The 25502-nt window shown below is 58.9% G+C and carries 13 protein-coding genes; 6 read left to right on the forward strand and 7 right to left on the reverse strand.

Annotated elements, in window-relative coordinates; all coding sequences use genetic code 11:
• Positions 1–145: 145 nt before the first annotated feature.
• Both AB4N85_RS15620 and AB4N85_RS15625 read right to left on the reverse strand, forming a co-directional pair.
• On the reverse strand, positions 146–3355 hold the full coding sequence (locus tag AB4N85_RS15620) for a hypothetical protein (protein ID WP_252868174.1): 3210 nt from the start codon (positions 3353–3355) through the stop codon (positions 146–148).
• Positions 3356–3547: 192 nt separating this feature from the next.
• The gene (locus tag AB4N85_RS15625) at positions 3548–6748 is read right to left on the reverse strand and encodes a hypothetical protein (protein WP_252868175.1); all 3201 of its coding nucleotides are present in this window, start codon (positions 6746–6748) and stop codon (positions 3548–3550) included.
• A 457-nt stretch (positions 6749–7205) separates the two neighbouring features.
• On the opposite strand from AB4N85_RS15625, the gene AB4N85_RS15630 reads away from it, so the two are divergent.
• Positions 7206–7583 (forward strand): DUF6124 family protein, encoded by a 378-nt coding sequence (locus AB4N85_RS15630; RefSeq protein ID WP_133339801.1) that lies wholly within the window; start codon positions 7206–7208, stop codon positions 7581–7583.
• Positions 7584–7676: 93 nt separating this feature from the next.
• Here the strand turns inward: AB4N85_RS15630 and AB4N85_RS15635 are convergent, their stop codons facing one another.
• Both AB4N85_RS15635 and AB4N85_RS15640 read right to left on the reverse strand, forming a co-directional pair.
• On the reverse strand, positions 7677–8036 hold the full coding sequence (locus AB4N85_RS15635; protein ID WP_041479819.1) for a PilZ domain-containing protein: 360 nt from the start codon (positions 8034–8036) through the stop codon (positions 7677–7679).
• Positions 8037–8266: 230 nt separating this feature from the next.
• Complete coding sequence (locus AB4N85_RS15640; protein ID WP_252868177.1) at positions 8267–8653, reverse strand: tetratricopeptide repeat protein; 387 nt, start codon at positions 8651–8653, stop codon at positions 8267–8269.
• A gap of 172 nt (positions 8654–8825) precedes the next feature.
• On the opposite strand from AB4N85_RS15640, the gene pyk reads away from it, so the two are divergent.
• Positions 8826–10277: a pyruvate kinase gene (gene pyk, locus AB4N85_RS15645; RefSeq protein ID WP_024014116.1), complete on the forward strand. Its 1452-nt coding sequence runs from the start codon at positions 8826–8828 to the stop codon at positions 10275–10277.
• A gap of 170 nt (positions 10278–10447) precedes the next feature.
• On the opposite strand, the gene AB4N85_RS15650 is transcribed toward pyk, so the two are convergent.
• Genes AB4N85_RS15650 through AB4N85_RS15660 form a run of 3 tightly spaced genes read right to left on the reverse strand, consistent with a single transcriptional unit; the run spans position 10448 to position 13254 of the window.
• Positions 10448–11191 carry an enoyl-CoA hydratase-related protein gene (locus AB4N85_RS15650; protein ID WP_056787833.1) on the reverse strand — a complete coding sequence of 248 codons (744 nt, stop codon included), beginning with the start codon at positions 11189–11191 and terminating at the stop codon, positions 10448–10450.
• 28 nt (positions 11192–11219) lie between these two features.
• Positions 11220–12155 carry an iron-sulfur-binding ferredoxin reductase gene (locus tag AB4N85_RS15655; RefSeq protein ID WP_460064948.1) on the reverse strand — a complete coding sequence of 312 codons (936 nt, stop codon included), beginning with the start codon at positions 12153–12155 and terminating at the stop codon, positions 11220–11222.
• Positions 12148–13254, reverse strand: a complete 1107-nt coding sequence (locus tag AB4N85_RS15660) for a GGDEF domain-containing protein (protein WP_073471934.1) — start codon at positions 13252–13254, stop codon at positions 12148–12150. Before AB4N85_RS15660 ends, AB4N85_RS15655 begins: the two co-directional genes overlap by 8 nt.
• 570 nt (positions 13255–13824) lie before the next feature.
• On the opposite strand from AB4N85_RS15660, the gene AB4N85_RS15665 reads away from it, so the two are divergent.
• The 4 genes from AB4N85_RS15665 to AB4N85_RS15680 all read left to right on the forward strand — a co-directional run bounded on the left by AB4N85_RS15665 (position 13825) and on the right by AB4N85_RS15680 (position 25466).
• A complete protein-coding gene (locus AB4N85_RS15665; protein ID WP_016773454.1) occupies positions 13825–15348 on the forward strand; it encodes a fumarate hydratase in 1524 nt (507 codons plus the stop codon).
• A 198-nt stretch (positions 15349–15546) separates the two neighbouring features.
• A complete protein-coding gene (locus AB4N85_RS15670; protein WP_460064952.1) occupies positions 15547–20028 on the forward strand; it encodes a SpvB/TcaC N-terminal domain-containing protein in 4482 nt (1493 codons plus the stop codon).
• Positions 20025–22751, forward strand: coding sequence for an RHS repeat domain-containing protein (locus AB4N85_RS15675; RefSeq protein WP_460064954.1), 2727 nt, complete (start codon positions 20025–20027; stop codon positions 22749–22751). Before AB4N85_RS15670 ends, AB4N85_RS15675 begins: the two co-directional genes overlap by 4 nt.
• Positions 22752–22805: 54 nt before the next feature.
• Entirely contained in the window at positions 22806–25466 is a 2661-nt protein-coding gene (locus AB4N85_RS15680) for an RHS repeat domain-containing protein (protein ID WP_460064957.1), read from the forward strand.
• Positions 25467–25502: the final 36 nt, after the last annotated feature.

Below are 25502 nucleotides of genomic sequence, written 5' to 3' on the forward strand. Positions count from 1 at the left end.
GATTCCTTTAGGCGACAACTGGCCCGCGCAACCTGACGTCCTTCGTCAGGCTGCACATTCAGTGAGTACGATTGAGCGCTTCGAACGCCGTCAAGTCCACTGTCAGTTCTGACAGTTTTGATAGCCGTTCGTCGGAAGCTGGATTTCAGGAGTCGGCGTGGGGCAAGCGCGCAGCTTCGACTTCAAAACGCGCGCTGTCAGCCCAATCGGACATCGTTGCGTCATCCGCCGCGTCAGTCAGCGTCTGCCGGAATCGGTACCAGTTGCCCGCCAGAGGCAGTGCCCTTGTCGCCGCCCCGCGCCAGTGCTCATCGACCACGGGTACCTGAGCCAGCCACTGAACATCCGGGTTGTACCAACTCACGATGGCGCCCACGCCCGGACGGCCCTTGCCGCTGAACTGCACTGGATGACTGACCCAGCGTCCGGCTGCAGGCCCGTCGAGCACAGGTCGGAAAGTACCCAGAAAGACCGAGCGCAGGGTTTCAAATGATTCGAACTCGTCCAGAGATGCGACTGCCTCGAGCCGGTAAAGCCCCCCGCCGAGCAGACTTGCATCGAGCATCACTGACCAGGTGCGATTTTCCTGCACGACGGCGCTTGCCGGCTCGGAACGCGCGGCACCGACCAGGGTCACCGTAACCGTATCGCCCGGCACGCCAAAACCGCACACCACCACCTGCTGCCCGATGGCATCGCCCTCGATCGGGGTTTCAATGAAGGGTGCCGCTGGCACAATGTCAAAGTGCAGCGGCTCGCTGTCTTTCGACTCCTGCAGTTTGCCGCTTTCATCCATGAACCTCTGCCGGGCCCAGATCGTTTTGCTGCCCACCGGCAACGTCACTTCGGCTTGCCAATTGCCCGCCCAATCCACAATGACATCACTGAGCAGAGGTTCGGCAAGCCCTTGCAGACAGACGTCGACAACCCCGCCCCTCATGCCCGTACCCTTGAGCAACGCGGTTCGTGGCAACTTGCCGTGTTGTATCGGCTGGAGAAATTCTGGCGGCAGCAGCACCACCGTCAATTCATGCTCGTCACTGTGTAGCGACGGTCGACCGTCCAGTGTCTGCTGGGCGTCAAAGGTGTAGAGCCTGAATTGCTCGAGACTCAGGTCAATCGACCAGTCGCCATCCTGGCTCAATATTTTCGGATCGCCCAAGGGACGATCAAACTGCTTGTCGCGCAGTTGCAAAGTGGCGCCCACCATACCCATCGTGCCCTCGACCGTTACAGCACGACCGACTTCCGAGCCGTCCGGCGGCTGGGTAATCACTGGCGTGACCATCGCTCTCCTGACTATGAAGGTCGTGGACGTCGGCTGCGAAGTTTGCTGCGCGGCGACTTGGGTTACCGTGACGGTATGTGTGATATCCAGGGCAAATTCTTTGTCGCGCCTGAACTGCCATGTGCCAGCACTGACGATGCCCTTGTGCACAATGCCAGTTTCGTCGCTGTACTCAATGTTCACGGTTGCACCCGGCCAGCACGTGCCGCTGAACCTGGGTGAAAGTCCGTCATCTTCAGGCTCGTTCAAGCCAGGGGCCTGCGGCGGGATGGTGACTTTGAGGACAAACCAGTTTGGCGACTGGTGCCCGTCGAGAAATTGCTTTATGTGTACTTCACGTTCGAACGAGGGTCCCCAAACGCTCGAAGCCTGGGTGGACCACCGCCCGCCAGCAACCTCCACTGCTGGCGCTTCGAGATCTCCGCTATTGGGCCTGCGTGGATTCACCGTGGCGCCGTTAAAGCCTTTGCCGCTGAAGGTCGGTTGGTAGTCGTTGGTGAATTGCACATCACTGACATCGGGGAGGATATTTTTTACTTCGAAGGTCAGCGGCAGCGAGTCGATCCAGCCGCTGGCGTTGTCGGCGATTTTTTGAATGACAGAGACGTTGTAGGTACCCAAAGGCCACTGCGCTGCGGTTTCCCAGATGCCTCCCGGCATCACTTCAGCATTTGCAGGCGCGGGAACTTGCACCGCGCCCCCGCTGACGGTGAACTGGATTTCAGATTTGAGATCGCGATCGTAATAACCGTTACCGGCAAAGGTCACCGTGGTGCCGGAGATGGTGACGTTGGGCTGTTTCAGAGTGGGGGGGCGAATCCTGAAGGCTTGTGGTGCACTGCGTCCGGATGACACGTCATCCAGATCCTGTTCGACGACCAGGCTGATCGGCCCTGGCGGCACGTTGATCATCCCCTCCCACGCCCCGTCTGCATTGCTAACGACTTCCCAATCACGAACAGGATCATTCGTCAGATCAAAAAATGCTCTCAATCGCGCCCCAGCCAAGCCGTTGCTTCCTGTCAGAAGGAAGTCTTGTTCATAAACTGTTCCCGCAGGTGGCTTGGATATTAACGGCAGCCCCATGACTCTGACAGTTATGGCATCGGTATAAAAATGATTGATATTGGGTGATTTAAGTTGGGCGACAACCGAGAACGTCCCGCTGCCAGAGACCTTTATTGCCGGAGCCTCCCAAGTCGTATCGGACTTTCCGACAGTAATAACCTCACTCCAGTTTTCATAATGATCCAAATGCCCAACCACTCTGATAACAGTACCCGGCGCAGCCATACCTCTGAAACAAACCAGATCCTTTGCCAACACCAACGCATTAGCTGTCGGGTAAGTTATTCGAGCGCGGTAGACTGTTACATAAGCCGTCCGCTCGGAAACCTTACCGGCGTACATTTGATATGCTTGAAAACTTAGAGAATTCTTGTTTTCTGCCACGGTGACGGGCACTGACCAAGGATCGTAGAAAGCCTCTTCTGCCCCAATCGTACCGCGCCCATCATCCAAGACAACAGTATAACGGTATATTGCTCCCGTGCCCTTGACAGAGAAAGTTGAAGATGTGAAGTTTCGGATTGCACTGATGGTTGGAATGGGCATCCGATAATTGGCAACCTTGTAGGTTTTCAGAACCGGATCACTTGCGTTACCCACATCATAAATATAATCAAACCCCACTGTTACGTTTCTTTGATTGGCGATAATCGTTTCTCGATAGGGTTCATCAAGATCAATCCACTCACCGGTCTGGCGAGCACTGCCCGTCAGTTCTCTTACATCACCTTCACCGCTAACCAAAGAAAGATAGAATTTTACATTCCCTTCATAACGTCGATTCTCTTTTGCTCTGTACGCTGACACGATGCAAGTAAATGTCGAACCATCGTAGGAGTAGGCATAGCTCACTCGAAGCTGCGCCCACCTACCGTCTTCTTCCGCGTGAAGCTCATGGGTTACAAATGTCACATCCGTTCCGATCTCCTCAGCGCAGACTACCTCTTGTTTCGGGGGCAAGCTGTCGGAAGGATCTTTAATACCATCATCTTGTTCCATGGCCGGATCTCAGAAAGGGCAAGGTGGCTGATTGATGCAACAGGTAAATTCATTGAATACCGGTGCCTCACATCGCTACACCTGTAAAACCTGACAGTCCCGACCAGCGGTAACTATTCCACGCCTTAGTATCCTTGCGTCCTTCAGCCATTAAACGCGACTGCATCAGCTTGCGTCGTTGCCACACATCACTCAGAGTCCACCAGCTTGTACACCTGAGTAACGCCGCCCGGCATGGCTGATCAGGCGCGCGGCTTCGACTTCAAAACGCGCACTGTCGGCCCAATCGGACATCGTTGCGTCATCCGCCGCGTCAGTCAGCGTCTGCCGGAATCGGTACCAGTTGCCCGCCAGAGGCAGTGCCCTTGTCGCCGCCCCGCGCCAGTGCTCATCGACCACGGGTACCTGAGCCAGCCACTGAATATCCGGGTTGTACCAACTCACGATGGCGCCCACGCCCGGACGGCCCTTGCCGCTGAACTGCACTGGATGACTGACCCAGCGTCCGGCTGCAGGCCCGTCGAGCACAGGTCGGAAAGTACCCAGAAAGACCGAGCGCAGGGTTTCAAATGATTCGAACTCGTCCAGAGATGCGACTGCCTCGAGCCGGTAAAGCCCCCCGCCGAGCAGACTTGCATCGAGCATCACTGACCAGGTGCGATTTTCCTGCACGACGGCGCTTGCCGGCTCGGAACGCGCGGCACCGACCAGGGTCACCGTAACCGTATCGCCCGGCACGCCAAAACCGCACACCACCACCTGCTGCCCGATGGCATCGCCCTCGATCGGGGTTTCAATGAAGGGTGCCGCTGGCACAATGTCAAAGTGCAGCGGCTCGCTGTCTTTCGACTCCTGCAGTTTGCCGCTTTCATCCATGAACCTCTGCCGGGCCCAGATCGTTTTGCTGCCCACCGGCAACGTCACTTCGGCTTGCCAATTGCCCGCCCAATCCACAATGACATCACTGAGCAGAGGTTCGGCAAGCCCTTGCAGACAGACGTCGACAACCCCGCCCCTCATGCCCGTACCCTTGAGCAACGCGGTTCGTGGCAACTTGCCGTGTTGTATCGGCTGGAGAAATTCTGGCGGTAGCAGCACCACCGTCAATTCATGCTCGTCACTGTGTAGCGACGGTCGACCGTCCAGTGTCTGCTGGGCGTCAAACGTGTAGAGCCTGAATTGCTCGAGACTCAGGTCAATCGACCAGTCGCCATCCTGGCTCAATATTTTCGGATCGCCCAAGGGACGATCAAACTGCTTGTCGCGCAGTTGCAAAGTGGCGCCCACCATACCCATCGTGCCCTCGACCGTTACAGCACGACCGACTTCCGAGCCGTCCGGCGGCTGGGTAATCACTGGCGTAACCATCGCTCTCCTGACTATGAAGGTCGTGGACGTCGGCTGCGAAGTTTGCTGCGCGGCGACCTGGGTTACCGTGACGGTATGTGTGATATCCGGGGCAAATTCTTTGTCGCGCCTGAACTGCCACGTGTCAGCACTGACGATGCCCTTGTGCACAATGCCGGTTTCGTCGCTGTACTCAATGTTCACGGTTGCACCCGGCCAGCACGTGCCGCTGAACCTGGGCGAAAGTCCGTCATCTTCAGGCTCGTTCAGGCCAGGTGCCTGCGGCGGGATGGTGACTTTGAGGACAAACCAGTTCGGCGACTGGTGCCCGTCGAGATATTGCTTGATGTGGACCTGACGCTCAAACGAGGGTCCCCAGACCGTTGAAGCCTTGGTAGACCACCGCCCGCCAGCAACCTCCACTGCTGGCGCTTCGAGATCTCCGCTATTGGGCCTGCGTGGATTCACCGTGGCGCCGTTGAAGCCTTTGCCGCTGAAGGTCGGTTGGTAGTCGTTGGTGAATTGCACATCACTGACATCGGGGAGGACATTCTTTACTTCGAAGGTCAGCGGCAGCGAGTCGATCCAGCCGCTGGCGTTGTCTCTGATCTTCTGGACGGCGTTGATTTTATAGGTGCCAAATTTCCAGCCCGTTACGGTGGTGCTCCAAGTGCCGTTGCGCTGTACTTGTGCATTTGGAGGCGCGACCGGCATTGGGTCGGCTGGACTTTCGAGGATAGTGAACTCGATTTCGGTTCTGAGCTTCTCGTCGAAATGTCCGGTGCCGGAAAATGTGATCGTTTCATTGGCTTGCGTATATGTGACCGTCGGCTTGCCCGTGCGTACTCGTATGCCGAAGGGTTGGCTGGTCAGTGATGTCGTTCCCAAATAGGTATGCGTGCCGACAATTGAATGCGGACCAGGTGTCAGCGTGAAAGATGCAGACCATGCGCCTGTGGCGGCATCGGTTGGGGTGCTGATTTGAGCTTGGGTGTTTTCCGAACGCACAGCAACAGCACTGGAGATCCCGGCGACGACAGTGCCTGTGAACGTCGATGTCATGTCCACCGTCTGCGTCAATCCAGGAGACGTTATTCGGGGGGGGTCAATGACATAAAAATTTCGTTGGACTGACGGCACAGATGTTGCGCCATCGTATCTTTGACTGGCGACTAGAGAATAATTTTTGCCGAACGCAAACTTATAAGTGCTGGTACCACCCCATGACCCATCAATTTCGATCTTTGCGTAGGCCAATACTTTGATCGATGTGTCTTTGATGTAAACATCCACTCTTGTCAACTCTTGGTGCAGACCGCCTGTACCCGCAAATTGCGGCGTTTGTGTACTTATAACCTGCGGCAACGGACTGAGCGTTACAGGCTTGAGTACGGTCAGTGACGCTTTCCCCGCGTAGCGCCCCTGCGTATTTCCATACTCCTCACGGATAATGAAATCCTGTAAACCCTGAGGGACATTATCAAGGAGCGTGACAGTCCAATTTCCGTAGCCATTGGTAATGGCCGTTGTGCTCAGTACAGTGCCTGAATTGGGACGCACAAGCGTGATTTTGCTGCCTTTACCGGCGAGGCCTGGAACCGTTGTAGTCACAGTACGATTGCTGGCAATGCGAGCAGCCTTTCTGACCAGCAAAGTCCGCGGTGTCCACCTTGACCATTGATCAATGTAATCCCATCTTCCATCAACTCTGACTTGCAGGTCACTCTCGGGAAGGTCTTCGACTCGAATACTGTGCCAGACGCCCCCCAACCATGCACTTTCAGTGATACGTCGGTAGTAATTATCGGCTCCGTGAAAATCCAGATGAACGTTGTGATAACGGCCATCGTTTACCGGTATACGAAACTTGAAGTCCATCGTGGTATCTACTAACAGTGACTCGGAGCCGGCCTCATACTCCAAATCCGCGACCAGGATTCCCGGCTCTTCGGAAATCGGATCATCGGATTTTTGGGAAGGGCGATGGTCCTCAGGAAACGGGCCATCTTCTGGAGGATTGGAGCCTGGGTTCTCATGGTCGGACATGATCGAGCTTCCTTATACCGTCGGTACCTGGGTGCCTCATTGAAGAACCGTAAGCACGAAATGACACCTGTAAAACCTGACAGTCCCGATCAGCGGTAACTATTCCCACGCTGCAACATGCAGACGTCCTTCAGTCATTAACACGCGGCTACATCGGCTTGCGCCGTTGCCTACACATCACTCAGAATCCGCCGGCTTGTGCGCTTTGAAGCTGCCCCGTAACGTGATCCGTGCCGCTGCCAATCAGTGGTCGGGTTTAGTCGCCCGGGGGTTTGTCATCAAGGTGTATAAGCGTCATCCAGTCGGGTAATCCCTATCCCCGCACTCGATGGTGGCTGTACGCAGGGCGCTTCGGCGCGCCGGTTTTTGGTGATACCCCCGGTCGACTAACCTGCGTCCAGCCGCCACCCTTTCGTTTAGTCGCGAGGGGTGTAGGCCCCAACCAAGGGTTATCACCATGATCAAACCAACACCCAATCCCCCTGAAACCGAAGACTCGACCTCCCCCTACGCCTCCCCCGATTCCACCAGACTCCACGAGGCCGCTGAAAAAGCCCTCGATCACTACCTGAAAAAACCCGCCGCTGCGCCGTCGTGCAATTCCGTCGATCGCGGCATGCAGATGTTCATGGTCGCGCCCGACATCAACCCCGAAGCGATGGCCATTCAAACCTACGAAACCTTTTCTTCGGTCAGCATTCTGCTGCTCGACCTGGCGGACAGCCTCGAGGACAAGCCGCGACATCTGGCGATGGCGATCTATCAGTTGAGCGAGATGGGCCTATTGCTGGCGGAAAAGGCGCTGGATCAGGAGCGGGCGATCGCGGTGGCGTGACGTAAAAATCAAAAGATCGCAGCCTTCGGCAGCTCCTACATTTGGAATGCGCTCCCCCTGTAGGAGCTGCCGAAGGCTGCGATCTTTTGCTGTTCAGGCAGAAGCGGGCAACGGCTGAAAACTGAAATACTGCTTCAGCGCCAGCACCAGTTGGCCGAACTCCGGGGGAGCGCGGCGCAGGATGAAACCGGCGTCGTAATGCAGCGGCGTGGCGTCTTCATGGCACCACACGCAACAGGCGCTGAAATCGATGACTTGCTGGCTGCCATCGCGGGCGGGGACCTTGAGGCGTAACTGAAAATCCACCCCGATCATCATCGGCAACTGGCTGATCAGCATCAGCCCGTCCGTAGACACATTGCCGAGAAAGCCGACGGGTTTGTCGGTGACGCTGTTGAACACTCTGAGGTAATACGGCAATTGATGCCGTTCGATCCGGCGGTCGGTAAACATGATGTGCTGTTCGCCATGCAGGGCTCCGTCACGGAGCCGCACCTGTGCTTCGGAACGAACCTGTGCGACAGGCCCGCTCTCCCCGCTTCCGGTGTGACGGTCGCGACAATCGCCGTCACCTTGTAACTGCCAGTCGCAGGTGTTGCGCCGTTATCGAGACACGGCTCGAAACGGTTTCCTTGACTATAGCGGAGCTTGTACAGACGGCCAGATTTTGTACGAAAACCGCGTCAGAAGCGCGTCGGCCGAACCACCGCAGCGGCGCTGCGTGTCGGGTAATGGCCCAGGCTCTGCAACGTTTCCAGACGCGCGCGGGCGCGGTAGGCGTATTCGCTGTTGGGGTACGAAGCGATAATGAACTGGTAGGTCTGCACCGCGTCGATGTAGAGCTTCTGCCGTTCCAGGCACTGACCGCGCATCATCGACACTTCCGGCCACACGTACGGGCGGTTGCGGCTGGCGCGTTCGACCTTGGACAGTTCGAGCATGACCTGCTCGCAGTTGCCGCGTTCATAGGCGCTGTAGGCGTTGTTCAAATGGTGGTTCATCGACCAACGGGTGCAGCCCGTCGCGGCGAGGGCGCTGAGGGCAAGGGCGGCAATGGGCAACAATCGCATGGGGGTTCTCCTGTCTTGTGCTCTGTATCGACCCCAGGTCGGAAAACTTCAGACGCGCTGGTCGCAAAGTTGCCGCGTTCAATAAAGAAAACGATAAGTAGTGCATTCGAACAATGACTACACCCTTCGAGCATAGTAGCCTCTGCCTGCGCTTGAACTCAGGAGTCTTTGCATGTCCGTCCGTCGTACCAAAATCGTCGCTACCCTTGGCCCGGCCAGTAACTCGCCGGAAGTTCTCGAACAGCTGATTCTGGCTGGTCTGGACGTCGCCCGTCTGAACTTCTCCCACGGCACCCCCGACGAGCACAAGGCTCGCGCGAAGCTGGTGCGTGACCTCGCTGCCAAGCACGGCCGCTTTGTCGCCCTGCTCGGCGACCTGCAAGGCCCGAAAATCCGTATCGCCAAATTCGCCAACAAAAAAATCGAGCTGAAGATCGGTGACAAGTTCACCTTCTCCACCAGCCATCCGTTGACCGAGGGCAACCAGCAAGTGGTCGGCATCGACTACCCGGATCTGGTCAAGGACTGCGGCGTGGGCGACGAGCTGCTGCTCGACGACGGCCGTGTGGTGATGCGCGTTGAAACCGCCACCGCCACTGAACTGCATTGCGTAGTGACCATCGGCGGCCCGCTGTCCGACCACAAAGGTATCAACCGTCGCGGTGGCGGTCTGACCGCGCCGGCCCTGACTGAAAAAGACAAGGCCGACATCAAGCTCGCCGCCGAAATGGAAGTCGACTACCTCGCCGTATCCTTCCCGCGCGACGCCGCCGACATGGAATACGCCCGTCAACTGCGTGACGAGGCCGGCGGCACTGCCTGGCTGGTGGCGAAGATCGAACGCGCCGAAGCCGTGGCCGACGACGAAACCCTCGACGGCCTGATCAAGGCCTCCGACGCGGTGATGGTTGCCCGTGGCGACCTCGGTGTGGAAATCGGCGATGCCGAGCTGGTGGGCATTCAGAAGAAAATCATTCTGCACGCACGTCGCCACAACAAGGCCGTGATCGTCGCGACGCAGATGATGGAGTCGATGATCCAGAACCCGATGCCGACCCGCGCCGAAGTATCCGACGTGGCCAACGCCGTGCTCGACTACACCGACGCCGTGATGCTCTCGGCCGAATCCGCCGCTGGTCTCTACCCGCTGGAAGCCGTGCAGGCGATGGCGCGCATCTGCGTCGGCGCCGAGAAACACCCGACCGGCAAGACCTCCAGCCACCGCATCGGCAAGGAATTCAGCCGCTGCGACGAGAGCATCGCGCTGGCGACCATGTACACCGCCAACCACTTCCCGGGCGTCAAAGCGATCATCGCGTTGACTGAAAGCGGCTTCACCCCGCTGATCATGTCGCGGATCCGCTCCTCGGTGCCGATCTACGCGTTCACCCCGCACCGCGAAGCCCAGGCCCGCGCAGCAATGTTCCGTGGCGTCTACACCATCCCGTTCGACCCGGCCTCGCTGGAACCGCACGAAGTCAGCCAGAAAGCCATCGACGAACTGACCAAGCGCGGCGTCGTGGAAAAAGGCGACTGGGTCATCCTGACCAAGGGCGACAGCTACCACACCACTGGCGGCACCAATGGCATGAAGATCCTGCATGTCGGTGATCCGCAGGTCTGAGTGACCGGCAGCTGAAACGCAAAAGCCCCGCCATGTGAATGGCGGGGCTTTTTTGCTTATGATTCAACAGATATTTTGTCTGGTAAGGCCCTTTTGCGAGCAGGCTCGCTCCCACACTTGAAATGCAATCTCCTGTGGGAGCGAGCCTGCTCGCGAAGGCGTCTTGACACTCAGCGAAAGAACCCGCTCAACGCCGCCACCGCCTCTGGCGAACGCAGCCGCTGGGTAAACAATGCGCCCTCCTCCTCGATCACTTTGCGCAGCAGCTCGCGATCGGGCGCTCGCATCAGTTGCTTGCTGATGTGCACCGCTTCGGCCGGCAGCTCATCAAAACGCAGCGCCATTTCCCGGGCCTTGCTCAACGCAGCCGCGCCACTGTCCAGCGCGTCTGTGGCAATTCCCCATTGCGCAGCCTGTGCGCCGCTAAAGCCTTCGCCGAGCAATAACAACTCAGCCGCTTTCGCTTGCCCGAGCAAACGCGGCAGGATCAGGCTGGAGCCGAATTCCGGGCACAATCCGAGGTTGACGAACGGCATGCGCAGCCGGGCGTCGCGGCTGACATAGACCAGATCGCAATGCAGCAGCAGGGTCGTGCCGATACCCACCGCAGCACCGGCCACGGCGGCGATCACCGGTTTGCGGCATTCGAGCAGATTGAGCATGAAGTGAAACACCGGGCTGTCGAGGTCGCTCGGCGGTTGTTCGATGAAGTCGGCGATGTCATTGCCGGCGGTGAAGCACTCGGCGCTGCCGCTGATCAGTACGGCATTGATTTCGGGGTCGCTGTCGGCCTGTTTCAGTGCTTCGGCGAGGCGGCTGTACATGGCGCGCGTCAGGGCGTTTTTCTTGTCCGGGCGGTTGAGGCGCAGGGTCAGCAAACCGCGTTCGCGTTCCAGCAGGATGGCTTCGGTCATGGCGTGTCTCGCGTCTGAAAATCAGCGCTCAACCACGGCTTACAAACACGTCGGCCAGCAGTTGATTGCGCGGCAATCCGGCCAGGTACAGACGCTTGGCGAATGCGTCGACACTGGTCGTCGAGCCGCAGACTAAGGCCAGGGTCTGCCGGGAAACAAGGCGCAGTTGTGCCAAAGCGGCGGCCGAGTCGGCCGCTGCCCACAGCTCGACACTGAGGTTCTCGCGCTGCGCGGCCAGTGCGGCAAGGGGTTTGGCCAGATAGTGCTCGCGTTCGTCATGGGCCAGGTGAATGACGCGAATGGCGCCTTGGTGATCCTCACGCAAGGCCTCACGCAGCACCCCGAACAACGGCCCCAAACCAGTGCCGGCAGCCAGCAGCCACAGCGGCCGGGCGTGCCAGTCCGGATCGTAATGCAAGGCACCGCCGCGCAGTTCGCCAAGGCGGATCGAGTCGCCGATCTGCAGCTTGCGTGCGGCATCGATGAATTCGCCGGGCTGGCGGCAATCCAGGTGGAACTCGAGAAAGCGGTCTTCTTGCGGCAGGCTCGCCAGCGAGTACGGTCGGGCGATGTGGCCGATCCACAACACCAGATGCTGGCCGGCGCTGTAGCGCAATGGCCGCTGCGGGGTCAGGCGCAGGCGCAGAACGCTGTCGCTGAGCCAGTCCAGCGCTTCGACCACGGCCGGGCGGCCGTCGCTGATCGGGTCGAAGGTGTGTACCTGCAAGTCTTCGACCACCTGACACTGACAAGCCAGGCGCCAACCGTCCTGACGTTGCTCGGCACTCAAGGCATCCGGACGATTGTCGGCGGGCAGGCCCTGGATGCATTGCACCAGACAGGCATGGCAACTGCCGGCGCGACAGCTGTAGGGCACGGCAACGCCGTTCTGATTGAGACTGTCGAGCAGGTTGCTGCGGGTCTCAACCGTCCACTGCCGATCACCGACGCGCAATTCAGGCATCGACGTTCTCCCACGCGGCGGCACAACGATTGCGCCCGTCACGCTTGGCCCGATACAGCGCCTGATCGGCACGCTGCAACGCCTCATCCAGATCATCGCCAACGGACAGCAGGGTCATGCCCGCCGACAGGCTCAAGTTGCGCACTTGCAGGCCCATCAATTCCACCTCACTGAAGGCGATGCGCAAACGCTCGCAACACGCGGTCAGGCGTTCGGCATCGCAGTCGGGCACCAGCACGACGAATTCCTCGCCACCATAACGCGCCAGCACGTCACCGTCGCGCAGACAGGCTTGCGCCACCCCGGCAAACGCCTGCAATACCTGATCGCCGGCGGCGTGGCCGTGCAGGTCGTTGATGCGCTTGAAGTGGTCCAGATCGATCAGCGCCAGCCCGTGCATCACGTCGCTGTCCAGCGCGTTCAGCTCGCGCGAGGCGATGCGCAGGAAATGCCGGCGATTGAACAGCCCGGTCAGTTCGTCGGTGGCGACCAGATCTTCAAGCTGGCGCATCATCCCGCGCAGGGTGTCCTGATGCGCCTGCAAGGCAAACCGACGCTGGCGCTGACGTTGCCGGGAAACCTGGACAAAACGTGCGTAAAGCACCAGCCACGCCAAGACCATCGCCAGAATGCACACCTGCAACGCTGCGAGCGCAGGCTCGGCCAAACGGAAGTGGTAGGCGTCCCACAGTGTAATCGCGGAAAAACTGAAGAACACCAACAGCGCGCAGCGGATGAATACTCGTCGGGTGAGATGGAACAGGCCGAACAGCAGGATCAGCACGTAAAACACCAGAAACGCGCCGCGCGCTTCGTCGACATGGGCGATCAGCCACGTCTGCCAGCCCAGACCCATCAGCACTTGCGCTTCGGTCAGGCTGGGGTCGGCGAAGCGCTGGTTGCGCCCGCTCCAGAACATGGCGAAAAGGCTCGCCTGACTGATCACCACCAGCGCGCTGCCGATGGCCACGCCACTGAGCGATTGCTGGTAATGCCCGGTGAAAAACGCCAGCCACAGCAGCAGCAGAGCCAATCCGTAGGTGGCCGCAGCGAGGGCGAAGCGTTTGAGCAAAAGGCGTTGAATGGCGTTATGGGTCAATCGTTGACTCACCGTGCGATAGGAGGCTGACCGAGTGTCCTACTCTACAGACCGGATGCCACTTTAGAGGCCCGGTCGCTAAATGACCACCGATTTTCGGGCTCGAAAATTGACGTCAAAAGTGTGGCCCACTGACACCGCCAAAAGCCCCTCACCCTAGCCCTCTCCCAGAGGGAGAGGGGACTGACCGGGTTGTTTATCCGAGTTACACCGACTTCAAACATCGCGCCGAACTCGAGTCTGGAAACGGCACAAAACAGCTTCATTTTCCTGAGCCGGACTTAGTTTTTGAACAAGATGAAGATCGGCTCCCTTTCCCCCTCGCCCCATCTGGGGGAGAGGGCTGGGGTGAGGGGGGCGATCCTGAAGTGCAAACCCGCTGTCCGATATTCGCCCACCCATGCGACCAACGAATGACTGCCGGCGCGTGTACGCCCCACCGAGGCGCGGTATACTGCCGCGCCTTTTTAGCGTCGCGCCAGCAGCCCCGGCGTGCCAGAGGATCAGCTGTGAGCCGAAAGCCTCAAGCTGCCCCATAGAATGTTCCCGTGTTTCAGAGGAGCGCGACTCATGACCGTGATCAAGCAAGATGACCTGATTCAGAGCGTTGCCGACGCCCTGCAGTTCATTTCCTATTACCACCCCGTGGATTTCATCCAGGCGATGCACGAAGCCTACCTGCGCGAAGAGTCGCCAGCGGCCCGTGATTCGATGGCGCAGATCCTGATCAACTCGCGCATGTGCGCCACTGGCCATCGCCCGATCTGCCAGGACACCGGTATCGTCACCGTGTTCGTCCGTGTCGGCATGGACGTGCGCTGGGATGGCGCCACCATGGGCCTGGACGACATGATCAACGAAGGCGTGCGTCGCGCCTACAACCTGCCGGAAAACGTCCTGCGTGCCTCGATCCTTGCCGACCCGGCAGGCGCTCGCAAGAACACCAAGGACAACACCCCGGCGGTGATCCACTACTCCATCGTCCCGGGTAACACCGTGGAAGTGGACGTGGCGGCCAAGGGCGGCGGTTCCGAGAACAAGTCGAAAATGGCCATGCTCAACCCGTCCGACTCGATCGTCGACTGGGTATTGAAAACCGTGCCGACCATGGGCGCCGGCTGGTGTCCGCCGGGCATGCTGGGTATCGGCATCGGCGGCACCGCCGAGAAAGCCGCGGTGATGGCCAAGGAAGTGTTGATGGAATCCATCGACATTCACGAGCTCAAGGCCCGTGGCCCGCAGAATCGCATCGAAGAAATGCGTCTGGAGCTGTTCGAGAAGGTCAACCAGTTGGGTATCGGTGCCCAGGGCCTCGGTGGCCTGACCACCGTGCTCGACGTGAAGATCATGGACTACCCGACCCACGCCGCATCCTTGCCGGTGTGCATGATCCCCAACTGCGCCGCCACCCGTCACGCACACTTCGTGCTCGACGGTTCCGGCCCGGCCTCGCTGGAAGCGCCACCGCTGGACGCCTACCCGGAAATCGTCTGGGAAGCCGGCCCGTCGGCGCGTCGTGTCAACCTCGACACCCTGACCCCGGAAGACGTGCAGAGCTGGAAGCCGGGCGAAACCGTGCTGCTCAACGGCAAGATGCTCACCGGTCGCGACGCCGCGCACAAGCGCATGGTCGAGATGCTCAACAAGGGTGAAACCCTGCCGGTCGACCTCAAGGGTCGCTTCATCTATTACGTCGGCCCGGTTGATCCGGTCGGTGACGAAGTGGTTGGCCCGGCGGGTCCTACCACCGCAACGCGGATGGACAAGTTCACCCGCCAGATCCTCGAGCAGACCGGCCTGCTGGGCATGATCGGCAAGTCCGAGCGCGGCCCGACTGCGATCGACGCGATCAAGGACAACAAAGCCGTGTACCTGATGGCAGTCGGCGGCGCTGCGTACCTGGTTGCGCAAGCGATCAAGAAGTCCAAGGTGCTGGCATTTGCCGAGCTGGGCATGGAAGCGATCTACGAGTTCGAGGTCAAGGACATGCCGGTCACCGTAGCGGTGGACAGCAAAGGTGAGTCGGTACACATCACTGGCCCGGCGATCTGGCAACAGAAGATCAGCGAGAGCCTGGCGGTAGAAGTGCAGTAAGCCTCAGGCGTATGAAAACGGCCGGCGCATCCGCAAAGATGCCCCGGCCGTTTTTGCTTGTTCAAACCAATCGCGATAACAGAATTTCCCATGCACAGAAAATGATCTTGCGCACCTGTCAGATCTGACAGGTCCATCTCTGGCCCACTCCTGTTAGCGTCTGTCCATACGCCCTATGTAGCGCGAACGGATTCGACCATGGCCGATCAAGACCTCAGCATCACAGCTCCCTCCATCGCCAAGAGCTCATCGATCGCCACCATCGGCAAGAGCTGGAGCGCCGTCGGGCCGACCGCCTCGGCTGGATGCGAATTGCCGATTCCGCTATCGAGCGGTCGTGGCTACGGCCCGCAAATACCCCTGTCAATCAACAGCCAGAGCGGTAACGGTCCGTTTGGCCTTGGTTGCCACCTGGGCCTGAGCCAGATCAGTCGCCGCACCAACAAAGGTGTTCCACGGTATACCGAGCACGATGAAATCATCGGGCATGACGGCGAGGTGTGGATGCCGGAGCTCGATGATGCCGGAGACTTGAAGTCACGCACGGAACACAGCTACAGAGACCGCCCCATTCCCGAACACAACGTCGTGTCTTACCGGGCGCGGATCGAAAGCGATTTTTCCCTGCGCGAATGCTGGCATCCGGCTGACGGTGGAACCCCCTTCTGGCTGGTCCACGGTGCCGACGGCACGTTGCATGTCTACGGCAAAACCAGCGCCTCACGCCGTGCCGACCCCGACGACGAATCGCGCATCAGTAGCTGGCTGCTGTGTGAAAGCATGAACGCCCATGGCGAACACATCTGCTACGAGTACAAGCCCGACGATCAGCCTGACGAGCACGATCCGATTCACGACTACCGCGCCCAGCGCTATCTGCGCCGGGTGTGTTATGGCAATGCCACGGCGAGCGACCGTCTCTATAGCTGGGACACCGACCGGCCGACGGATTTGCCTTGGCATTTTCAACTGGTGTTCGATTACGGCGAACGCAGCAGTTCGCTGACGGAGACCCCGAGCTACGAAGAAGTGAACCGCTGGCGGCTGCGACCGGATCCGTTTTCCACCTATGGCCAGGGTTTTGAACTGAGCACCCGCAGGCTGTGCCAGCAAGTGTTGATGTTTCATCACTTCCCCGAAGGGCTGGCGACAGAGGCGAAGCTTGTACGTCGCCTGCTGCTGGAATATCGACCTATCCAGAACTCTGCTCCGTGGGCCTACAGCCAGATCAGCGCGGCGCACTATCAGGCCTTCGATGCGCAAGGCAATGTCGAGCATTCACCGCCGCTAGAGTTCGAATACTCGCCCTTCGAGATCAACAAGACACCTGCACGCCTGTTGGAAAACGAGACTCAACCGGGCATCGAAGACGGCGGGTTCTACCAATGTGTCGATCTGTATGGCGAGGGCGTGCCGGGTTTTCTCTGCCGCTATGACAACGCCTGGTACTACCGCGAGCCGCTGCGCGCGGCGCCTGGTACCGAACTGATCGGTTACGGCCCATGGGCTCTGCTGGACAAGATCCCGGTGGCAGATCGTAACCGCGCCGTGGCGCAACTGCTGGATCTGACCGGCGATGGGCGCCTGGACCTGATCATCGCCCGGTTGGGTTACTGCGGGTTCCATGCGCTGAATGCGCAGCGACAATTCGAATTGTTCAGCGCGTTCGACACGTTTCCCCGGGAACACCAGGATCTGACTTTGACCATGGGGGATTTCAGCGGGGACGGCCTGATGTCAGCGGCCAGCATCAGCCACGATCGTGTGAGGCTCTATGCCAGCCTGCGCGAAAAAGGCTTCGCCGCCGCACAGGAAATCCCCCATGCATACGAAGACGACCGTCTGCCGGTATTCAGCAACTCGCGAACCGAACTGGTGCTTCTGGGCAATCTGCTCGGCAGCGACATGCCCGAGCTGTGTCGCATCCGCCATGACGAAGTCCGCTGTTGGCCGAATCTTGGTCATGGCAAATTCGGTCAAGGTCGCAAGATCAGTGCCCTGCCCTTCACCTACGACGAATTCGACGCCGCACGAGTGCGCCTGGCCGACCTCGATGGCTCCGGCGCGCCCGCGCTGATCTATCTGCGATCCGAAGGATTCGACATTTACCTGAACCGGGGCGGCAACGGCCTGGAGCAGATTCCCGTCAGAGTGCCGTGGCCTGAAGAGGTGCGTTATGACCGCTTGTGCCAGGTCAGTTTCGCCGACCTGCAAGGCCTCGGTTGCGCCAGCCTGATTCTGACGGTGCCGCATATCCAGCCTCGGCATTGGCGCTACGATTTTGTTGCAGCCAAGCCCTATCTGCTGGTCAACAGCAACAACAACATGGGTTACTCCAGCAGCGTGACTTATCGCAGTTCGGCTCAGGAATGGCTGGATGAAAAGGAGCGGCTGCTGGCACTTGCGCGTGCACCGGTATGTCATCTGCCGTTTCCGCTGCCCGTGGTGAAGAAACAGGAGCAACACGACGAGATCACCGACAACCGGTTGACCCAGTCATTCACCTGGCGCGAAGGGTTCTACGACGGCAGGGAACGGGAGTTTCGCGGGTTCGGCTATTTGCAGCAACTTGACTGCGAGATTGGAGCCGATCCTTCAGAGCCTGGCTTCAACGAGCCGGTGCAAACATGCACCTGGTTTCACAACGGGCAGGAAATGAATCGTTCCCGCGAGGATTATTTCAACGCGGACGTGGACGCCTGCCCGTTGGGCGAAACCCTGTTCAGTCGTTATCACCCCAAAGGTGAAATCGATGAGCCTGTCACCCCGGAAGATGCCGACAGTCGCTACCGGATTGCGCAGGCACTGGTCGGCTCGGTCGCCCGAACGGAGACCCTTGCCTACCAGGAAGATTCGCAGGTACCTGGCGCTGCCAAGCTGTATTCGGTAGAGGAAAAGCGTTATCTGGTGCGCGAGGTGCGGCCCCAGGGGCCATATGCCGCAGCCGTTCTGCTGCCCCTTCAGGTTGAAGCAATCAGTTATCAGTACGACGGCTTCATCAATGACCCGCTGTGCCGCCACGATGTCACCCTGCGCTGGGACGCTTATGGCGCCGCGACCCATGCACTGACGGTGAGCTATGCGCGCAGGTTGACCGCCCAGAGCCGGCCACCCTTCACCGAGGACCACCTGAATCAATGGTGGTCCGACGCTCACGACGAGGCGCAGCAATACTTTTACATCAGCGAAACCCGTGCGCGTCTGATCAATCTGCCAGAGCCACAGCAATGGCGACTGGGCTTGCCCTATCAGAAACGGGGCGATGCGCTGAAATTGGCCAAAGGTACGCTACCCGGCGAGCTGAACCCGGCACAGGTGTCTTTTGAATCCTTGAGAACGCTGCAGGATTCGCAAGAATGGGCCATCGATCGGGTACTGACTTCCCAATCCATACAGCGTTATGTGGACGTAGAGGGTATTGAACTGGAGGACGGCGTCGCCGGATTCGAAGCCCTGTCGCATTCTCTGGAGCTTGCCTTGCTGGACAAGAACGCGCTGGACGCTTACAGCATTGTGCCGGATCTGAACATTCGCGAAGCCCTCGAGGCAATTGGTTACTCACCCATGCCGCTGCTGTTCGAAGCACCGCCCAGCGAAGAACCAAACCTCTGGTCATCGCGGTTCAATCTGGCTCGGTACGGCGACTTGCAAGCGTTCTATAAAGTGCTCGATTTCAACGAAACGCCAAGCCATGGCGTGACCAAAGCCGAATACGATCAACATTGGCTGACGGTCATGCGCATGGAGTTGCCCGACGGTTGTGCCGTGCAGGTCGCGGAATTCGATTACCACGCCCTGAAACCCAAGCGAATCACCGACGCCAACGACAACACTGAAGAAGTCATCCATGAGCCTTCCGGTCAGCCGCTGGTCATCAGCTTTCACGGTACCGAGAATGGCCAACCTGCCGGATTCGACAAGCTGACCGATGACTGGACCTTGCCGGCCCCCAGTCCGGAACAGGCCATCCAGTATCCGGAGGACACTGTAAAAAACGCAGCCAGCACCCTGCACAAAAACCTGTTCAGCTGGATGGGCCTGATACCCGCCTCCACACTTCAAACCCTGTCAATCAAGCAGGGCGATCTGTTGCCCGGCGGGCAGATCCGCGCCAGCGCACGTCGCCGGCTCGCGCAAAGCCTCAATCTGACGCCTGAAGACCAGCAATTGCTCGAGGCCATTGAACTGGCGTACCGAGAGCCGGTACACACCGTGGTGCTCAGTGCCGACCGCTATCCCTACGACACCGTCAAGGCACAGATCCAGATCGTCAAAACCTGCATCGATGGCTTTGGTCGGGTACTGCAAACCCAGCAGAAGGTCGACCCCGGGCTGGCTTATGTGGTGGGTGAGGATGGTCAATTGCTGATCGAAGAAGGTGAGCAACCGACGCAGACACGCTGGCGTATCAGCGAACGCGTCGAATACAACAACAAAGGTCTCGCACAGCGCCAATACCGGCCGTTTTTCGCTAACACGCACCGCTACGTCAATGATCAATCGCTGCGCCAACTCGGGCTCTTCGATCAGCTGTTCTATGACGCAACGGCACGTCCGATCAAGCTGATCAACGCCAAGGGCGACTTTTCCCGCGAGACGTATCATCCCTGGTATCACACCAGCGAAGACTTCAACGACACCGCTGAAGAGGTGGTGTCTACGCGTGGGTCAGGCGCATGAGCGCCTCCACACATTGGCGCACGCCTTCGCTGACCGTCAGCGACGGACGTGGCCTGCCAGTCCGTCAGGTCGCTTATTTGCGTACCGTGGCGGGCGACACGCCTAGCGCACTCGTGACCCGCCAGCACCACGATGTCGCCGGGCGCCTGGTCGCGCAACAGGATCCGCGCCTGCCGATCGCGAACACAACTACCGTGTTTTCGCTGAACGATATCGCCGTGTTTACCAGCAGCCGGGATAGCGGCTGGCGCCTGCTGCTGCCGGGCAGGGCCGGGGAGCCCGGACACCGTTGGGACGCGCGCGGTCATGTCTGGCAATCGACCTTTGACGAGCAATTGCGCGTGGTGCAGCTCGAAGTGTCGGGAAACGGCGAAAATCAGCTCGATACCTTCACTTACGCCCCCGGCTCCGCCGGAGCAGACTCCAACCTGCGCGGCCGGTTGATCCAGCAGACAGATCCGTCAGGCTCGCTGGATATCACCAGCTATGCCCTCACCGGACAGGCACTGGTGGAAAAGCGCACATTTGATGATCACCAAGCGTTCACCAGCCATCAGGTGTTCAGTCCGCTTGGCGCCGTGCTTGAACAGACCGACGCCGGCGGCCATCGCAGAACCTCGCGCTTTGGGCTTGCCGGGCAACTCAGGCAAATGCACTTGCAAGTGAAGGCGAACATCACGCAAGTCCTGGAGGATGCGCACTACAACGCCAATGGCCAGCTCATCGAGCAACAGGACGGCAACGGTGTGCTCAGCGAATGGACCTACGATCCAGCCGACGGACGCTTGCGCACGCGGATCAGTCATAAGCCCGGTCAACCCGCATTGCAGGATCTGCAATATTTCTACGATCGCGTCGGCAATATCATCCGCATCGAAGACCACGCCTTCGAGCCCGTCTGGTTCGCCAATCAACGGGTCGACGGCCACCGTGAGTTCAGCTACGACTCCCTGTATCGCCTGATCCGCGCGACCGGTCATGACGACGCCCTGCCCCCGGACATTCCCGGCCTGCCGCGACCGCCCGACGAGCGAAACCGCCTCAATTACACCCAGACGTATAGCTACGACGATGGCGGCAATCTGACCGAGTTGCGTCATCAGCGCGACGGCAACAGTCGTACCCGCACGATGCGCATCGACGACAAAAGCAATCGCGGGGTGCGTTGGCAAACAGGTGACGAGCCGCCGGACTTCGACATCTGGTTCGACCCGCACGGCAATCAACGCAAGCTGCACCACGGTCCGTCATTGCACTGGAACAGCCGTGACGAACTGGAGCGCGTGGATCTGGTTATCCGTCAGGACAGCGATAACGATGCCGAGTATTACCAGTACAGCGCGGGCCAGCGGGTCCTCAAATGTCATGAATGGTTCACCGACAAGGTCCGCCACTTCCACCAGGTGCGTTACCTGCCGGGGCTGGAAATCCGCAGCAAGGACAACGGCGAAGAGCTGCACATCATCAGCCTCGGTAACGCGCGCTGCCTGCATTGGGCGCAACGTTCAGCACCGATGGACGACCAGATGCGTTACACCCTCGAAGACCACCTCGGCTCTTGCGTGATGGAGCTCAATGAAGACGCCGTAGTCACCAGCGCAGAAGGCTATTACCCGTTTGGCGAAACCGCATGGATGGCCCCGGAATCGGAAATCGAATACCGCTTCATCCGTTATTCCGGCAAGGAAATGGATGTCAGCGGTTTGTACTACTACGGCGCCCGCTATTACGCGCCGTGGTTGCAGCGTTGGGTCAGTGCTGATCCGGCGGGGGATGTGGACGGTTTGAATCTGTATGGTTTTGTCGGTAACAACCCGATTCTGTTCATCGATAACGACGGTAACAAAAAAGACTTGCCGTCTGACGTCAGGCAGGACATCGCGACCTACGCAAAAGTCCTGGATAACCTGGGCAATGAGCTGCAAACGTACAATCGGCAATTGAACGGACTGTTCAGCGCTACGGACATTTCCAAACGCATGGCCATAAACACCGGCTTCAACATTGGCAAGGGAGTTGCCACCACGACAGCAGGGAAAGGCGGCGAAGCACTTGGGACGCTGATATTGCCCGGAGTCGGGACATTTATCGGAGGGATCGTCGCCTCAAAAATCTCCGGCGCGGCAATCGACAAACTCGGCGAAATTACAACTGTTTCCACTCCCGTCCTGCCCGATGCCAAAAAACTGAACCCCGAGAGCATTCACAGCAATGCCACAACAAGCATTTTAACCCCTCTGAGATACGCAAAAAAAATAGCCAGATCTTATGATCCTCGGACTTCCGAGGGAGCAAATAAGCTGATCGGAACAGTAGCCGAGAAAACGCTCAGCAAGTTTGCGCAGGTACCCGCTGCGAGTGACATGATGGCCATTGCTTACGCGGGGAAGGACACAGCCACAGCGCTGGCCGGTTTAAGGGATATCGAAATTGATGACCTCGAGACAGCGTTGGGTTTGATTATCGACATGCTTGAACAGGACCAAAGCGACATCAATGCGGCTTTCAGTGAAATCGGAGTCAACGAATTTTATGACCAAGGCCTGGTGGGCTCATTCGGTTTTGCGCTGGACCTTGCAAAAGGTAGCGTCGGAACCCAGAACTCCAGCTCAATCAGCCGGGATCGGATCAAGAAAGAAATTTCCGTGCGCATGGCTGAAGCAAGGCGCGGTATTGAGTTGATTGGCAGGTATCGCCAATACAGCGGTCAAAAGACGGCGTAAACAAGTTCGCCTACCTTCAGGCAGTTTTGCCGTGGTTTTGCGCCTGGATAAATCATGAGCACCTGGCCCTTGAATAGATCAACGCATATCCATACGCCAAGCGTGCAGGTCAAGGATCCTCGGGCTTTGGTTGTCAGGCATATTGCCTATCTGTGTGCAACGACGCATGGAGAAATCAAGCCCCTGATCACCTGCCAGACTCACAACCCTGCCGGGCGCCTGCTAGAAAAACGGGATCCGCGCTTATCTGCACCCAACCTCACTACTCACTACTCGCTCAACGGCACCGTGTTGAAAATCGACAGCGTCGATGCCGGCTGGCGTTTGGTCCTGCCGGGACTGGCCGGTGAGCCTCGGCAACGTTGGGACGAGCGCGGCCATGTCTGGCGATCGACCTTTGACGACCAGCTGCGTGTCGTCAGACTCCAGGTCACCAGAAAGGATGAGGAGGAAGAGGAAGAGGTCGAAACCTTCCTCTACGCCGGTGGCGCCGACACCACCAACCACAACCTGCGCGGACGGTTGATCAAGCAAACCGATGCGTCTGGTGTTCTGGCGATATCCAGCTATTCCCTCGCCGGCCAGCCGATGCAGGAAACCCGAACTTTCCAGGACACACAGGCTTTCACCAGCCATCAGGTGTTCAGCCCGCTGGGCACGGTGCTGGAGCAAACCGATGCCGGCGGCCATCGCAGAGCATCGCGCTATGGGCTTGCCGGGCAACTCAGGCAAATGGAGCTGCAAGTCGAGACGAAAGTCACGCAGGTCTTGCTGGATGCGCAGTACAACGCCAACAATCAGATCATCTCGCAACTGGCCGGTAACGGTGTCCTGAGTCAGTGGACGTATGACCCGGCCGATGGACGCCTGCATACGCGCACCAGTCAGAAAACCGCTCACCCCAGATTGCAGGATCTGCAATATTTCTACGATCGCGTCGGCAATATCATCCGCATCGAAGACCATGCCTTCGAGCCCGTCTGGTTCGCCAATCAACGGGTCGACGGCCACCGTGAATTCGACTACGACTCCCTGTATCGCCTGATCCGTGCGACCGGTCATGACGACGCCCTGCCCCCGGACATTCCCGGCCTGCCGCGACCGCCCGACGAGCGAAACCGCCTCAATTACACCCAGACGTATAGCTACGACGATGGCGGCAATCTGACCGAGTTGCGTCATCAGCGCGACGGCAACAGTCGTACCCGCACCATGCGCATCGACGACAAAAGCAATCGCGGGGTGCGTTGGCAAACAGGTGACGAGCCGCCGGACTTCGACATCTGGTTCGACCCGCACGGCAATCAACGCAAGCTGCACCACGGTCCGTCATTGCACTGGAACAGCCGTAATGAGCTGGAGCGCGTGGATCTGGTTATCCGTCAGGACAGCGATAACGATGCCGAGTATTACCAATACAGCGCGGGCCAGCGGGTCCTCAAATGTCATGAATGGTTCACCGACAAGGTCCGCCACTTCCACCAGGTGCGTTACCTGCCGGGGCTGGAAATCCGCAGCAAAGACAACGGCGAAGAGCTGCACATCATCAGCCTCGGTAACGCGCGCTGCCTGCATTGGGCGCAACGTTCAGCGCCGATAGACGACCAGATGCGCTACACCCTCGAAGACCACCTCGGCTCTTGCGTGATGGAGCTCAATGAAGACGCTGTGGTCACCAGCGCAGAAGGCTATTACCCGTTCGGCGAAACCGCATGGATGGCCCCGGAATCGGAAATCGAATACCGCTTTATCCGTTATTCCGGTAAGGAAATGGATGTCAGCGGTTTGTACTACTACGGCGCCCGTTATTACGCGCCGTGGTTGCAGCGCTGGGTCAGTGCGGATCCGGCGGGGGATGTGGACGGTTTGAATCTGTATGGTTTTGTCGGTAACAACCCGATCGTCCACGTCGACCAGACCGGTGCCTTCAAAGTGGTGTTTGACCTGGTCAGAAAAGCGGTCGGTATCTTTGATCAAGCGCAAACTGCGGCGGAGCAATTGCACAACCTGACCACCGAGTTCGATGGCCTGATTCCTGAAGGCCAGAACATCGAGGAGGTGCGCAAAAGCATGACGTTCGGCAAATTCATCACCTCCCGGGCCGGCATCAAATCGGTCTTTTACGGTATCGGCAAAGGCATCGCCATCGGCAGTGTCATCGGCACCGTGGTACCCGGAATCGGCAACGCCATCGGTTCCGGCGCAGGGGCAATCGCGGGGGCAATAGTGTTTCCGGTATTGCGTTACCACTTTTTCAAGAAGGGTTTGAAAGCAGCGCAGACACTGCACACCCAAGAGCTCAAGGACGGGCTGAAAACGCTGGGCGACGGCGCTGCAAAAGCCGTAGACGGCGCGAGGGCTCTTCTCGATGGAGGTGCTGCGCTTATCGACAGCATCAAGACTTTCACGGATAACCTCAACAGCTACTCCGAGCACATCCAGAAGATGTTCTACGCCCAACTGGACGCACTGGATGCAGAAAAACAGCGTCAGGTCATGAAGCTGTCCAGGAATGGTGTAGACCCGTTCGAAGCCATCGACAAGGTCATGCAAACCGCTCAGGCGACTATCGAAGCGCCAAGCGAGGCGCAAGGCGTGACAGAACGCCTGCAGCAACTGGAGCGCTCGCTCGCTGCCGAACCTCAGGCAAGACCGGTGCCGAAGCCGAGGTTGAATCTTGTGCATCGACGTCAGGTACAGGAGACAGCTGTCTAGCAGACACGGCCGGCGCGAACAGCGCGCCCGGCCACC

It is taken from the genome of Pseudomonas sp. H1_G08 (assembly GCF_054681355.1).

Excerpts from the sequence above, each read along its gene's own strand:
- AB4N85_RS15650 (WP_056787833.1), bottom strand. The coding sequence starts at position 11,191 with ATGACCGAAGCCATCCTGCTGGAACGCGAACGCGGTTTGCTGACCCTG.
- AB4N85_RS15620 (WP_252868174.1), bottom strand. The coding sequence starts at position 3,355 with ATGGAACAAGATGATGGTATTAAAGATCCTTCCGACAGCTTGCCCCCG.
- AB4N85_RS15640 (WP_252868177.1), bottom strand. The coding sequence starts at position 8,653 with ATGCGATTGTTGCCCATTGCCGCCCTTGCCCTCAGCGCCCTCGCCGCG.
- AB4N85_RS15630 (WP_133339801.1), top strand. The coding sequence starts at position 7,206 with ATGATCAAACCAACACCCAATCCCCCTGAAACCGAAGACTCGACCTCC.
- AB4N85_RS15680 (WP_460064957.1), top strand. The coding sequence starts at position 22,806 with ATGAGCACCTGGCCCTTGAATAGATCAACGCATATCCATACGCCAAGC.
- AB4N85_RS15655 (WP_460064948.1), bottom strand. The coding sequence starts at position 12,155 with ATGCCTGAATTGCGCGTCGGTGATCGGCAGTGGACGGTTGAGACCCGC.
- AB4N85_RS15670 (WP_460064952.1), top strand. The coding sequence starts at position 15,547 with ATGGCCGATCAAGACCTCAGCATCACAGCTCCCTCCATCGCCAAGAGC.
- AB4N85_RS15665 (WP_016773454.1), top strand. The coding sequence starts at position 13,825 with ATGACCGTGATCAAGCAAGATGACCTGATTCAGAGCGTTGCCGACGCC.
- pyk (WP_024014116.1), top strand. The coding sequence starts at position 8,826 with ATGTCCGTCCGTCGTACCAAAATCGTCGCTACCCTTGGCCCGGCCAGT.
- AB4N85_RS15675 (WP_460064954.1), top strand. The coding sequence starts at position 20,025 with ATGAGCGCCTCCACACATTGGCGCACGCCTTCGCTGACCGTCAGCGAC.
- AB4N85_RS15625 (WP_252868175.1), bottom strand. The coding sequence starts at position 6,748 with ATGTCCGACCATGAGAACCCAGGCTCCAATCCTCCAGAAGATGGCCCG.
- AB4N85_RS15635 (WP_041479819.1), bottom strand. The coding sequence starts at position 8,036 with ATGTTTACCGACCGCCGGATCGAACGGCATCAATTGCCGTATTACCTC.